The sequence below is a fragment of the Flavobacterium zhairuonense genome, assembly GCF_004352915.1.
GTDB lineage: Bacteria > Bacteroidota > Bacteroidia > Flavobacteriales > Flavobacteriaceae > Flavobacterium > Flavobacterium zhairuonense.
Map to the genome: position 1 here is coordinate 209,391 of NZ_SJSY01000069.1, position 13,597 is coordinate 222,987.

General features: G+C 33.7%; 14 protein-coding genes. 2 read left to right on the forward strand and 12 right to left on the reverse strand.

The annotated features are described in order from the left end of the window. Positions 1 to 74 precede the first annotated feature (74 nt). From EYY60_RS07690 to EYY60_RS07735, 10 genes are all read right to left on the reverse strand, one after another. Positions 75 to 431, reverse strand: coding sequence for a hypothetical protein (locus EYY60_RS07690; protein WP_132988797.1), 357 nt, complete (start codon positions 429 to 431; stop codon positions 75 to 77). Positions 432 to 516: 85 nt separating this feature from the next. Beyond that, the gene (locus EYY60_RS07695) at positions 517 to 1,380 is read right to left on the reverse strand and encodes a carboxypeptidase-like regulatory domain-containing protein (RefSeq protein WP_132988798.1); all 864 of its coding nucleotides are present in this window, start codon (positions 1,378 to 1,380) and stop codon (positions 517 to 519) included. Positions 1,381 to 1,576: 196 nt separating this feature from the next. Then, positions 1,577 to 1,933: a hypothetical protein gene (locus EYY60_RS07700; protein WP_132988799.1), complete on the reverse strand. Its 357-nt coding sequence runs from the start codon at positions 1,931 to 1,933 to the stop codon at positions 1,577 to 1,579. A gap of 146 nt (positions 1,934 to 2,079) precedes the next feature. Next, a complete protein-coding gene (locus EYY60_RS07705) occupies positions 2,080 to 2,994 on the reverse strand; it encodes an alpha/beta fold hydrolase (RefSeq protein WP_132988800.1) in 915 nt (304 codons plus the stop codon). Then, a complete protein-coding gene (locus EYY60_RS07710) occupies positions 2,994 to 4,274 on the reverse strand; it encodes an MFS transporter (RefSeq protein ID WP_132988801.1) in 1,281 nt (426 codons plus the stop codon). Before EYY60_RS07710 ends, EYY60_RS07705 begins: the two co-directional genes overlap by 1 nt. Next, positions 4,264 to 5,964, reverse strand: coding sequence for a single-stranded-DNA-specific exonuclease RecJ (gene recJ / locus EYY60_RS07715; protein ID WP_132988802.1), 1,701 nt, complete (start codon positions 5,962 to 5,964; stop codon positions 4,264 to 4,266). The genes EYY60_RS07710 and recJ overlap by 11 nt, the downstream gene beginning before the upstream one ends. A 237-nt stretch (positions 5,965 to 6,201) precedes the next feature. Then, complete coding sequence (locus tag EYY60_RS07720; protein WP_008465164.1) at positions 6,202 to 6,546, reverse strand: HopJ type III effector protein; 345 nt, start codon at positions 6,544 to 6,546, stop codon at positions 6,202 to 6,204. A 2-nt stretch (positions 6,547 to 6,548) separates the two neighbouring features. Then, positions 6,549 to 6,968 (reverse strand): hypothetical protein, encoded by a 420-nt coding sequence (locus EYY60_RS07725; protein WP_132988803.1) that lies wholly within the window; start codon positions 6,966 to 6,968, stop codon positions 6,549 to 6,551. Between the two features lie 6 nt (positions 6,969 to 6,974). Then, entirely contained in the window at positions 6,975 to 7,691 is a 717-nt protein-coding gene (gene rsmI, locus EYY60_RS07730; RefSeq protein ID WP_132988804.1) for a 16S rRNA (cytidine(1402)-2'-O)-methyltransferase, read from the reverse strand. Between the two features lie 111 nt (positions 7,692 to 7,802). Beyond that, entirely contained in the window at positions 7,803 to 8,855 is a 1,053-nt protein-coding gene (locus EYY60_RS07735) for a hypothetical protein (RefSeq protein WP_132988805.1), read from the reverse strand. 245 nt (positions 8,856 to 9,100) lie between these two features. On the opposite strand from EYY60_RS07735, the gene EYY60_RS07740 reads away from it, so the two are divergent. Further along, a complete protein-coding gene (locus EYY60_RS07740; protein WP_132988825.1) occupies positions 9,101 to 9,691 on the forward strand; it encodes a thymidine kinase in 591 nt (196 codons plus the stop codon). 29 nt (positions 9,692 to 9,720) lie between these two features. Then, complete coding sequence (locus EYY60_RS07745; protein WP_132988806.1) at positions 9,721 to 10,158, forward strand: hypothetical protein; 438 nt, start codon at positions 9,721 to 9,723, stop codon at positions 10,156 to 10,158. Between the two features lie 285 nt (positions 10,159 to 10,443). Here EYY60_RS07745 and rpoN read toward each other — a convergent pair whose 3' ends face one another. Both rpoN and asnS read right to left on the reverse strand, forming a co-directional pair. Then, on the reverse strand, positions 10,444 to 11,904 hold the full coding sequence (rpoN, locus tag EYY60_RS07750; protein WP_132988807.1) for an RNA polymerase factor sigma-54: 1,461 nt from the start codon (positions 11,902 to 11,904) through the stop codon (positions 10,444 to 10,446). A gap of 142 nt (positions 11,905 to 12,046) precedes the next feature. Then, positions 12,047 to 13,492, reverse strand: a complete 1,446-nt coding sequence (asnS, locus tag EYY60_RS07755) for an asparagine--tRNA ligase (protein WP_132988808.1) — start codon at positions 13,490 to 13,492, stop codon at positions 12,047 to 12,049. Between the last annotated feature and the right edge of the window lie 105 nt (positions 13,493 to 13,597).

The following is a 13,597-nucleotide window of genomic DNA, read 5'->3' on the forward strand; positions in this document are numbered from 1 at the left end:
TATACTTTTTTTTGAAGCAAATCAAAATATATTTCAATAATGAAAAAATGATGTTAAAATATTTAGAATAATTCTTAATTCATACCTGGTCCATAAACATATTCGTCTAACTCAATTTTGAACAATGAACCTTCAACCAAATCTTTTATCGATTTTAATTCGGTCATATTTACGGCCAAATCTATTGAATTGCATGGTGTTTTCAATAAAAATTTATGGCAAGAATATTTCATTTCGCAAGCTTCGCAACAAGCATTTTCGATTAAGCTATCTTCAATTAAATCACAAAAATGATTCAATTCTGGGATGGTAAAATAAAAGCCAGTTTCTTTAAAAACCAATTGTACTTTATCATGAATAGTTTGACTGTTCTGTTTCCAGTAAAAAGCTATTCCAAAATTGTTATGATAGATTTGTTCTATTTCTCTCATCGTAAATCCTTTTATTTCAACAAATATAAATATTATTTATATTAATTCTAAATAAAAAAATCATAAAAAGAATGTAATTTTATTTTTATTGGCACATTGTGTTGAGGTAAAAGGTCAAACTCTGGCTGGTTTTAGACCAATTACTCATATTTCGTTCTCTATAAAAGCTGGATTCGGTGACAGATGTGGCTGTTGATATAGAAAAGAATTTACTTTTTTCATCAGATTTTACGCTTTCAATCCATTGAATGGTTACCGCAATATCTCCCATTTCTTTATCCAGATAAATGTCAAAAGGCTTTAAGTCAACCGTAAATAATCCAAGCTTGTTGTCTTTTACTTCAAAAATGATATCTTTTTCAATCAAGATTTTGGAAGGCAAATCATTTTCAATTTTATAAAAGTTAAGCCTGAATTTAACCGATTTAAATTCGTTTGAAGTAATATTGAAATTAAAATCATCGACTTTGCAATCTTTTTTGATGTGAAATTTCATTCCCCTTTCGCGGCTTAAATAATCGTCGACAGTTTGATCAAAAGCATAGAAAAAATTAGAATGCATAAGGCCTAATCCTTTCGCACTTCTTCCGAATTGTTTGGGTTTTGGTTTTTTAAATGAAACAACAACTTCTTTCAACGTATTTTCTGAAGGAATCATTTCAATACTATTATTGGTTTCTTTTAACTGACTTACGAGTATTTTTTTGGTTTCATAACCAATATGAGAAAATACTATAGTGTCGGTTGGTTGGACCTTATCATTCAATTTTAATTTAAAAATACCTTTCGAATTGGAGACCGTTCCCACATTTTTATTTGTAATTCCGATATTAACATAATCGAGTTCTTCGTTGTTTTGTGTGCTTTTTAGTTTTCCAGAAATTGTCGATTCCTGGGCGAAAATTGTACATGTAAAAAGAAAAGAAAATAATGATGTGGTATATTTCATTTGCTTGATTTTTAGAATAAAGAAATGAAATAAGATTAGAATTGAATTCTATTTTATCCAATTTTTAACATTTAAAAGAAATTGTAAAATGCTAGAAAAGAGTGCTTAAATAGAGGTAATCTAGGCTTGTATAAACAAAAAGCCTCCCATTTAATAAGGAGGCTTTGTAAATATTAAGTTTAAAAATAGTTAACTTCTAGTTCATTCCAGAACCGTAAATATATTCATTAAGATTAAGTCGAAATAAGGAACCGTCAACCAAGTCTTTTATGGAGTTTAATTCATTCGGTGATATTTCTAAATCTATCGCAACATAAGGTGTTTTCAATAAAAATTTATCAAAGGCACGTTTTACACCAGGGGTATCATAATCATTATGGTCTGTTACGCAGTCTTCGATTAATTCATGAAATTCATTTAATTCTTGAACTGAAAAATAAAATCCCATTTGTTTAAAAAGCAACTGTATTTTATCTGATATAATTTCGTTGCCTTCTTTCCAATAAAATGAAATTCCAAAATCGTTTCGGTATATCTGTTCGATGTCCTTCATGGCAATTTTTTTAGACGGCAAAGATACAGCTTGTTTGTATTAATATTTGACTAATAAAAGCATAAAAAAAAGCTAAAAAATCTTGTTAATAATTGATTTTTAGTCGCTTATATTGGTTTTGAAGATTTCGTTTTTTCTGATGAAAATTATTTTAGCCAATGTTTTAGGTCGGAGAGAAATTCGTTTTGTTGATCAACAAATAAATAATGTGAGCAATTATCTAAAACAGAAAAGTGATTTCTGCCAACTAAATTTCTAATGGAAGTAATTTGTTCTGATGAAAAAATACCATCTTCGTTTCCGTAAATTGCAAAAATTGGAACTCCGGAAGCTTTAATTTTCTTTAAAATCGGACGCGTATCAATGTTGTTTTGCTTTTCATTTTGATAAAAAAGCAATGGCGCGTTTTTATTTCTAATATTGGTTTTAAAGAATTCTCCAGTTTCATAATCAGCATATAATTTTTTAGATGCTGAAGTTGGATTCGGCATCTTAAAAAAGTTGTTTTCACTTGCAAGATCAAAACAGCCTTTTCTGTATTCGGCAGAATTTTTATTCAGATTTTCTACGATATTTATTTTCTTTAATTGCTCAGAATCATTGTTGTATTTTTTCTTCAGCGTTTCTAAAATATGATCGTAAGTTTCCTGTTGAGAAAATAACGCTCCAGCCAAAACTAAAGCGCTAACATTTTGCGGATATTTATTTGTGTAAAGTGTAGCAACTAAACCACCAAAACTATGACTAAGTAAAGCTGCTTTTTTTAAGTGATATATTTTATAAATGGCATTTAAATCCTGTAAAGCTTCTTCATAAGTAAATTTCGCCTCTGGATCTGTAGATCTTCCTTCGCCTCGACGATCGTATGCAATAACATAAAAGCCTAAATCAGCTAAATTTTGAGCTGTTGTTGCTTCAAATAAAGTCGCATTTCCACTTGGTCCTCCGTGAATAAAAATTACTGGTTTGTTCTTTTCATTTCCGTAGGTTTTGATATAAAGATTTTGTCCATTTAGGAAAATGGATGTGATCAAAGAGGTAATCAGAAGCAATTGTTTCATTACTCCTGATTATGGTGTTCTTCCATATCTTTATGAAGATCTAAATTTCTAAAAGTAGGAGAGATAAATCCAAAACCTAAAACAGTCAAAAGTGTAACGCTTCCACCAAAAATAACAGAGGTTACAGTTCCCATTAATTTAGCTGTTGCGCCGCTTTCAAAAGCACCTAATTCATTAGAAGATCCAACAAAAATTGAATTTACTGCGCCAACACGTCCTCGCATATGATCTGGAGTTTTGAGCTGTAAAATGGTCTGGCGAATAACTACAGAAATTCCGTCAGCAAGTCCGCTTAAAAATAAAGCGAAAACAGAAAGCCAGAAATAAGTCGAAACACCAAATAAAATAATCGATAGTCCAAAAACAAAGATGGCAACTAAAAGTTTTTTCCCCGCATTTTTATATAAAGGGACATAAGCTGAAACGAGCATGGTAATAAAAGACCCAACGGCAGGCGCAGCTCTTAATATCCCAAATCCTTCAGAACCGACTTTTAAAATGTCTTGCGCGAAAACAGGCAATAAGGCTACGGCGCCTCCAAAAAGTACGGCAATCATGTCAAGCGATAAAGCTCCTAAAACAATTTGGTTTTTAAATACAAAAGTCAAGCCTTCGGTAAGACTGTCTTTTATCGATTCTCCAATTTTCGGATTTACGATTGGTTTTTTGCTGATTTGAGATAAAGCAACTAACGCAAGAAGCGAAAATCCAAAAACCATGCACATTGACCAGTGAACACCAATCCAGTTAATCGAAAATCCAGCCAGAGCCGGACCCATTACGGCTCCAATCTGCCAAACCGAACTACTCCAAGTAGAAGCATTTGGATATACTTTTTTAGGAATAATTAGCGATTGTAGAGAGAAAGTAGTCGGACCTAAAAATGCTCTGACCAATCCACCCAAAAAGACTAAAGCATAAATAGAATATAAAACGACAGTTGGGGCTAAATCACCAACAACTTTTGGCCAAGTCAATAAAAATAATCCAAAGCTGATTACTGAAAATCCCAGAATGCATTTTACAAGCATTCCTTTTTTTTCACTTTGATCGACAATATGCCCTGCAAATAACGCCATTCCTACAGCCGGAATAACTTCCATTAAACCAATAATTCCTAACGAAAGCGGATTTTTAGTTAAGCTGTAAACTTCCCATTCGATCACAATAAACTGCATTGCCCAGGCAAAAACCATGCAGAAACGCAGTAATAAAAACACGTTGAATTCTCTATAACGAAGTGCCTGATATGGATCTGGCTTGTTTGATTTATCTTTCATTTGTTCTAATGTCTTTCAGCATAAGCTGTGTTGAAATATTGCCGTTCCATTCGTTTTCGGCAATTGTGTATGCCAGTTGAAACGTATTTTGATTTTTTGTAATATCTATTTTTTTTCCGAGCCCGAAACCAATTGCAGCAATTCCTTCTGTTCCGAATTGTTTTGCAAAAAGCCTCAAATGTTCTTCGTCTGCGCCTAGAGTTTTAGCATAACCCGTATCTTTTACATCCGAAGTCATAAAAACCGGCGTCATATTTTGTGGACCAAAAGGCTCAAATTGTTTTAAAATCCGAATGAGTTTTGGAGTAATGTCTGAGAAATTAATCTCGGCATCAATTTCGATTTCCGGAGTTCGCATTTCTGGAGAAATTGTTTCAGAAACCTGTTTTTCAAAAGCATCTTTGAAAGTTTGATAATTTTCCGCTTTAAGTGTCATTCCGGCAGCGTACATATGACCTCCAAATTGTTCCAAATGTTCTGCACAAGCGTCTAATGCATTATAAACATCGAAACCTTTTACAGATCTTGCAGAAGCAGCATATTTGTCTCCACTTTTAGTGAAGACCAAAGTTGGACGATAATAGGTTTCAATTAATCTTGAAGCCACAATCCCGATAACGCCTTTGTGCCAATCTTCTTGAAAAACAACTGTCGAAAAACGTTCTACTTCATTGTTATCCTGAATTTGCTGAAAAGCTTCTTTGGTAATTTTTTTATCTAAATCTTTCCTGTCGGCATTATATTGTTCAATTTCTGAAGCAAATTGCTGTGCTTGCTCAAAATTAAATTCGGTTAATAATTCAACAGCATGATTTCCATGTTTGATTCTTCCTGCGGCATTTATTCGAGGCGATATAATAAAAACAACGTCGGTAATGTCTAAAACTTTCTTTTTTACTTGATGTACTAAGGCCTTAATTCCTGGCCTTGGTTCGCTATTGATTACTTTCAATCCGAAATAGGCTAAAACACGATTTTCTCCCGTAATTGGAACAATATCGGCAGCAATTGCAGTAGCAACTAAATCTAAATACGGAATTAAATCTTCTATTGTTTCATTTCGGTTTTGGCCTAAAGCTTGAATCAATTTAAATCCGACACCACAACCGCATAATTCGTCGTATGGATAGGAGCAGTCTTCTCTTTTTGGATCTAAAACGGCAACAGCATCCGGAAGAAATTCTCCGGGTCTGTGGTGATCGCAAACAATAAAGTCGATGTTTTTTGCTTTTGAGTAGGCGATATGATCAATTGATTTGATTCCGCAGTCTAGTGCGATAATTAATGAAATTCCGTTATCGTCTGCATAATCAATTCCTTTGTATGATATTCCGTAACCTTCGTCGTAACGATCCGGAATATAAGTGGCAATATTTGGATAATGCGATTTTAAATAGGAAGAAACCAAAGAAACTGCCGTTGTTCCGTCAACATCATAATCACCAAAAACCAAAATGTTTTCTTGATTTTCAATTGCCGATTCGATTCGGGAAACCGCTTTGTCCATATCTTTCATCAAATATGGATCATGAAGATGTTCTAATGAAGGACGAAAGAAATTTTTAGCGTCTTCAAAAGTTTCAATACCACGCTGAATCAACAGTGTTGCTACAAAATCTTCTACATTCAAGGCTTGCGCCAAATGTTTGACTTTATCTTCAGAAGGTTTTGGTTTTAAGGTCCAACGCATGGGTTGATTTTAGATTTTAGATTATTGATTTTAGATTGTAGATTTCTAAAATCGTTTAATCTGATTGTAATTTTTTTTGCCACTCCCGATAGCTATCGGGATAAAGGATTTAAAAGGATTTTTTAATCTGTAGTAGAGATATTCACTTTTTAACTTTGTCAAAGTTTCAAACTTTGACAAAGTTTTTTAGAATGCAGATTTCAGAAATCTAAAATCTACATTCTAAAATCTAAAATATTATTTCGCTTCTAAAGCATTTCCTTCAAACTGAATTCCGTCCCAGCCTAAGTTGATGAAATTTCTAATGTTTTGGTGGTTTGTTCCGTTTGGATCTCCTAAAACTTCTTCAAAATAGAAAGCGCCAAAACACGCTAATGTTTCTTCTTTACTTAAGTTTTGCAATTTTGCGAAAGAAAACAATTTACAAGAACCAGAATTTTCGCCTGCTGCATTATGTTGTGTTCCGTTTTGAAAAGCAGTTGGTGTAAAATTGTAATTTTCCTCGATTACTGCAATAGTTTCAGGAAATGTGATTTGAGTTGGAGTTTGTTTTACTTTTTCTAAAAAGGCTTGAATGCTCATGATTATAATTTATTTTTTTTAGGCTTATCTAAATGTTGTCTTTTTTCAATGTCCATCAACTCTTTGTGGTTATACTGAAAAATATGCTCCCCATCATTTTTTTGATATATTCTAACAATAACGTCGTTATAGGTAATATTGTTTTTTGTTAAGTGGGCTTTTAATAAAACTGCAATTTTATCGGAATGTAATTTTAAATTTTCTTTATCCTTTTTTAATACATTGCTATTGTAAATTTTGATTTCAAAATTACTTTTTTCAGAATATGTTGATGACAATTTTTCAGGTCGATAAAAATGTGCAATCTTTTGAATTTCTGTATTGTTAAATCCTGTGCTGTCAGGTTTGTTTTCTGGTTCAGTTTTCTTTTGAGTGCATGAGAAAATGATAAGCAATATTAAAAAGCAGGTTATTTTTTGCATAAATAATTATTCTTCGTCTTTTGAATACTTACTTTTCTTAGCTTCCTTTTCTACTGTTTTTCCGGCAACAACCACAACGATTTCGCCTCGCGGTGCTGTTTTTTCAAAATGAGCTAAAACTTCTTTTGCTGTACCGCGTACATTTTCTTCGTGTAATTTTGATAATTCTCTTGAAACGCAAACTTGTCGGTCTTCTCCAAAATATTGCACAAATTCAGCTAAAGTCTTAACGAGTTTATGCGGAGAAACGTATAAAATCATCGTTCGCATTTCTTCGGCTAATGCCAAAAATCGAGTCTGGCGTCCTTTTTTATCAGGCAAGAAACCTTCAAAAACAAATTTGTCATTTGGTAATCCGCTGTTTACAAGCGCTGGGACAAAAGCCGTTGCGCCCGGAAGACATTCGACTTCGATTTTATTTTCAACACAAGCGCGCGTTAATAAAAATCCCGGATCTGAAATTGCTGGAGTTCCTGCGTCTGAAATTAAAGCGATAGTTTCACCAGCTTTCAAACGGGCAATTAAGTTTTCGGTTGTTTTGTGTTCATTGTGCATATGATGGCTGTGCATGTGTGTGCCAATTTCAAAATGCTTCAATAATTTTCCGCTTGTTCGCGTGTCTTCCGCCAAAATCAAATCGACTTCTTTCAAAACCCGAATGGCTCTGAAAGTCATGTCTTCAAGATTGCCAATTGGCGTTGGAACGATATATAATTTTGACATAGCTTTTATATTATAACACGAATTTCACGAATTGACACAAACTTTTCTTTGTGAAATTTTTTATAAGCAATTGTAATTTGTGCTAATTCGTGAAATTCGTGTTTTATTTTTTTATGAGAATTTTTTCTCGATAATTCCAAGAAAACGCTCAGCGTAATCGTCTTTTCCTTCCCAATTATTATAATCTGGTTTTACCATGTTTTCGATAAAATCTTTTGCTTCTGCATAAGAATCAAAAGTTAAAAGCTGATTTAAAACACGGCTGTAATCTTCAGTGCTGTTTCCGAAAAGGTTTTTAGTAAAAGCAATTCGGTCATTCAAATCAACGTGGAAACCTTTTGCCAGTTTTTCATTTAAAGTTACTGGTTTTGGCTCAGCTGGAGTTTCAAGAATTGCAGTTTCAATGCTTTTCTTTTCTTTGAATTCATTGATTGAAGGCGCTGGAGAAACAGCTTCAAAACTATCTACTTTTACAAATTGCGCATCGGCATAATTGATTCCGAAATCTTCAAATGCAATTGTAGGTTTTGATGATGTTTCGATTTTAGGTTCTTCTTTTTCTTCGATTTTCTCTTCAGGTCTTTCTAACTCAAAAAGAGGTTTGAAATCTGGAATCGGATTTGAATCGTTGACTGTTTTAAAGGAAAGATCATTTGCTTCGATTGTTTTTTTTGCTTCAGAAACAGCTTCCTTGATTTTTTCAATAATTAGATCTTCGGCACTTTCTGCAGTTTCAGTTTCTTTAACGGCTTCTGTTTCTTCTTCTTTTTCAACAACAGGTTCTTCAATTGATTCCTGAATTTCTTCTTCAATTGGTTCTGGAGTTGTTTCTTCTGGAGTTTCTGCGGTTATTTCTTCAACAATTACTGGTTCTGGAGTTTCTTCTGCTTTACTTTCTTCAACAGGAACAGGAGTTTCGTCAACAACTTCAACTGGGGTTGTTTCTTCTTCTTTATCAAAAATAGTTTCGATTTCAGAGCTGATTTCGCTATGACTAATTGTTGGTTTTACTTCGTCGAAATTCTCATCAACAAATTTTAAAATAGCCAGTTTTTCATATAATTTCTGTGTTTCAAGATATAATTGATTGATATCGGATTTGTTTTTAAGCTTTAAAATTCGATGTGCAATGCTTATTAAATCAGCTTCCAATTTTTTTTTCATAACTGTTGAAATTATAGTGAATAAGGTATTTTAGTGTGTTTGATGCTTGAATGTCTTTAATCCTGAATAAAATTGAGAGATATTTTAAAGATGTTTTTTATTTCTGTTAATAAACATTTCCCAATCTCTCGTTTGATAAAAATTTTCTACTTTTGAAAAAATGTAAAACAGCACATTTTTACGTCAATTTATTACCAGTACAAAGTAATAAAAACTATTCATTTTTAAAGGTAGAAAAATACAAAATGTTTCTCGAAAATACAGTAAATCACAAAGAACAATTTGGGTGGATTGAAGTTATTTGTGGATCAATGTTTTCGGGTAAAACCGAAGAGTTAATCCGCAGATTAAAACGTGCCCAATTTGCCAAACAAAGAGTTGAAATTTTTAAACCCTCGATAGATACCCGTTATCATGACGAAATGGTAGTGTCTCACGATGCCAATGAAATTCGTTCAACTCCGGTTCCGGCTGCCGCCAATATTTTGATTTTGGCACAAGGCTGTGACGTAATAGGTATTGACGAAGCCCAATTTTTTGATGATGAAATTATTACCGTTTGCAATGATTTGGCGAATCAGGGAATTCGTGTAATTGTCGCCGGATTGGATATGGATTTTAAAGGAAATCCTTTTGGGCCAATGCCGGGACTTATGGCAACAGCCGAATATGTAACCAAGGTTCATGCAGTTTGTACGAGAACAGGGAATTTGGCGAATTACAGTTTCAGAAAAACCGATAATGATAAGTTGGTTATGCTGGGTGAAACGGAAGAGTATGAGCCGCTGAGCCGTGCTGCCTATTTTAATGCAATGAAGAAAATCCAAGAAAAATAAACTTCAAATTTTATTTAGATTTATAAATTATGCAGGAAAAACAAAGCCGTAAAAAACAAAATATTTTATTATTTGCAGGTATTGGAATCGCCGCTCTTTTGGCTGTTTTTTTTCAATTTTATCTTTCTGAAAATCGAAGTGAAGTAAAAACTGAAATAGTAGATTTAGTTTCAAAATACAATAAAAATTGTCCACTTACAATTCAAGAAGGTATTCGATTAGACAGCGTGAGTTTAAATGAACAACGTGCTGTTCAATACAATTTGACATTGCTGAATGTTGAAAAAGCGACCGCCGAAATAAATGTAATTCAGGAAGAAATTCAAAAAAGCCTTTTAAGCACCGCAAAAGCAAATACGGGACTTCAGGTTTTTAGAGATAATGATTATACGCTGATTTATAAGTATAACGACAAAAAGAAGGTCTTTTTGTTTAATGTGAAAATATTGCCAGATCAATATAAATAACAAAGAAAATATACGTTGGTAAACCCGACAGGTTTTTAAAACCTGTCGGGTTTGTTGTTTTTATAAACTCTTCTGAATCTAAACCTAAACTGGACTGAAGTCCAGCCCTACAAAATAGTTCGTTCCTCCGGAACTAAAAAAGAGCCAAAGGCTCGATCCATATTGTAGAGCTGGACTTCAGTCCAGTTTAATATAGGAACAGAAAAAACAAACCCGACAAATTTATAAAATCTGCCGGGTTTGCTATTTTAAATGAACCTATATCTCTTATATGGTTAAAAAGAATTATATCTTCTTTCTCATTCTCGCCACAGGAATATCAAGTTGTTCACGATATTTTGCAATCGTTCTTCTTGCAATTGGATAGCCTTTTTCTTTTAATATTTCAGCCAATTGATCGTCTGGAAGCGGTTTTCTTTTGTCCTCTTCTTCAATTGTGTTCTGAAGAATTTTTTTGATTTCAAGAGTCGAAACATCTTCTCCTTGATCATTTTTCATCGCTTCAGAGAAAAATTCCTTAATCAGTTTTGTTCCGTATGGTGTTTCAACATATTTACTGTTAGCAACACGCGAAATTGTCGAAATATCCAAACCAACCATATCGGCAATATCTTTTAAGATCATTGGTTTTAGTTTGGTTTCATCGCCATCTAAGAAATATTCTTCCTGATAATGCATAATGGCATTCATGGTCACAAAAAGGGTTTCCTGGCGTTGTCTAATCGCGTCGATAAACCATTTAGCCGAATCCAGTTTTTGTTTGATAAATTGGACCGCATCTTTCTGTGCAGTCGATTTGTCACGAGATTCTTTATACGTCTGCATCATTTCTTGATAATCTTTAGAAACGTGCAGGGAAGGAGCATTTCTTCCGTTTAAAGTTAATTCCAATTCACCATCCACAATTCTGATGGCAAAATCTGGAACTACATTTTCGGTAACTTTATTATTTCCAGCAAAAGAACCACCCGGTTTTGGATTTAATCTTTCAATTTCGTGAATGGCTTTTTTTAGCTGTTCGTTTGAAACGCTGTATTTCTGCAAAAGCTTGTCGTAATGTTTCTTCGTAAAAGCATCAAATTGATTCTCGATAATGTCAATAGCTAAATCAACATATTCAGTTGGTGTTTTATGTTTTAACTGAAGCAGTAAACATTCTTGCAAATCACGCGCACCAACTCCAGAAGGTTCCAGTTCATGAATTACAGTTAGCATTTTTTCGACCATTGCTTCATCAGTATAAATTCCCTGAGTAAAAGCCATATCGTCTACAATGTCTGGAACACTTCTGCGGATATAACCCATATCGTCAATACTTCCTACTAAGAATTCAGCGATTTCACGCTCTTCGTCATTCAAAATAAAAGTATTCAGCTGATTGATTAAATCCTGATGAAAACTGATTGGCGCCGCAAAAGGCGTTTCGCGTTCTTCATCATCACTATAATTATTAACCTGAGTTTTGTAATCAGGCGTATCGTCGTCGCTTAAGTATTCGTCGATGTTGATATCATCTGCTTCGATTCTGTCAGATTCGGCATCATCATAATCGTCGTAGTCTTCATTAGCGTATTCATCAGCTTCGTAATCGTCTTCTTTTCCAGCTTCAAGAGCCGGATTTTCGTTCATTTCTTCTAATAAACGCTGTTCAAAAGCTTGCGTAGGCAATTGAATTAACTTCATCAGCTGAATTTGCTGTGGAGATAATTTTTGGGATAATTTTAAATTTAAAAATTGCTTTAGCATATTTTGAGTTAAGAGTTATAAGTTATGAGTTATGAGTTTTATACTCATGAACTTGCAACCTATAACAGTTAAATATTTCTCTTAAATGATTATGAGTTAAGATTTAACTCTTAACTCATAATTTATAATTCATAACTTTCTATTAAAATTCCGCGCTACCAGGAGTTCTAGGGAAAGGAATTACGTCTCTAATGTTTGTCATTCCTGTTACAAACAATACCAAACGTTCAAATCCTAAACCGAAACCTGCGTGAGTTGCCGATCCAAATCTTCTAGTGTCTAAGTACCAGTATAATTCTTCTTTGTCAATTCCAAGTTTTTCCATTTTTTCAACCAAAACATCGTAACGTTCTTCTCTTTCAGAACCACCAACGATTTCTCCAATTCCAGGGAAAAGGATGTCCATTGCACGAACAGTTTCTCTTCCTGGTTCTGTGTTGTCGTTCAAACGCATGTAAAACGCTTTGATGTTTGCTGGGTAATCGTATAAAATTACTGGACATTTAAAGTGTTTTTCAACCAAGAAACGCTCGTGTTCTGATTGTAAATCAGCACCCCATTCGTTGATTAAGTATTGGAATTTCTTCTTTTTATTTGGAGTTGAATCTCTTAAAATATCGATTGCCTCAGTATAAGAAACACGTTTGAAGTTGTTTTCTAAAACAAAGTTCAGTTTCTCTAACAACGCCATTTCGCTTCTTTCCGCCTGAGGTTTAGATTTTTCTTCTTCCAAAAGTCTTCCTTCTAAGAATTTCAAATCATCTTGACAATTGTCTAAAGCATATTTAATCACATATTGAATAAAATCTTCAGCCAAATCCATGTTGTCATCAAGGTCATTGAAAGCAACTTCAGGCTCGATCATCCAGAATTCTGCCAAGTGGCGAGAAGTGTTTGAATTCTCAGCTCTAAACGTTGGTCCAAAAGTATAAATCTGACCCAAAGCCATTGCGAAAGTTTCACCTTCTAATTGTCCAGAAACGGTCAAGTTGGTATGTTTTCCAAAGAAATCTTTTTTGAAATCAATGTTTCCTTCTTCGTTTTTTGGAAGATTATCCAATGGCAACGAAGTAACTTGGAACATTTCTCCGGCACCTTCGGCATCAGCTCCGGTAATAATTGGCGTGTTTACATATACGAAACCTTTTTGCTGAAAATAGCTGTGAACTGCATAAGATAAAACCGAACGCACACGCATAATCGCACCAAAAGCATTTGTACGTACACGCAAGTGAGCGTTTTCACGTAAAAATTCTAAAGAGTGTTTTTTAGGCTGCATTGGGAATTTCTCCGCATCAGAATCTCCAAGAATTTCAAGTTTGTTCACTTGAATTTCATATTTCTGGCCCGCACCTTTACTTTCAACCAAAGTTCCAATTACAGAAACCGCAGCTCCAGTTGTGATTCTTTTTAAAGTTTCTTCTGGTGTATTTTCAAAATCAACAACACATTGAATATTATTAATTGTAGAACCGTCATTAAGCGCGATGAACTGATTATTTCTAAAAGTTCTCACCCATCCTTTTGCATTCACTTCCTGTAGCGTCGTCGTACTGTTTAATAAGTCTTTAACCTTTGTGTGTCTCATTTTTATATATAATTGATATTAAATAATATTCATTTTGAACAACTGCAAATATAATCGATAATAATTAATTTTTGAAGCTGTTTCCCGCTATCCGCTATATCTTTA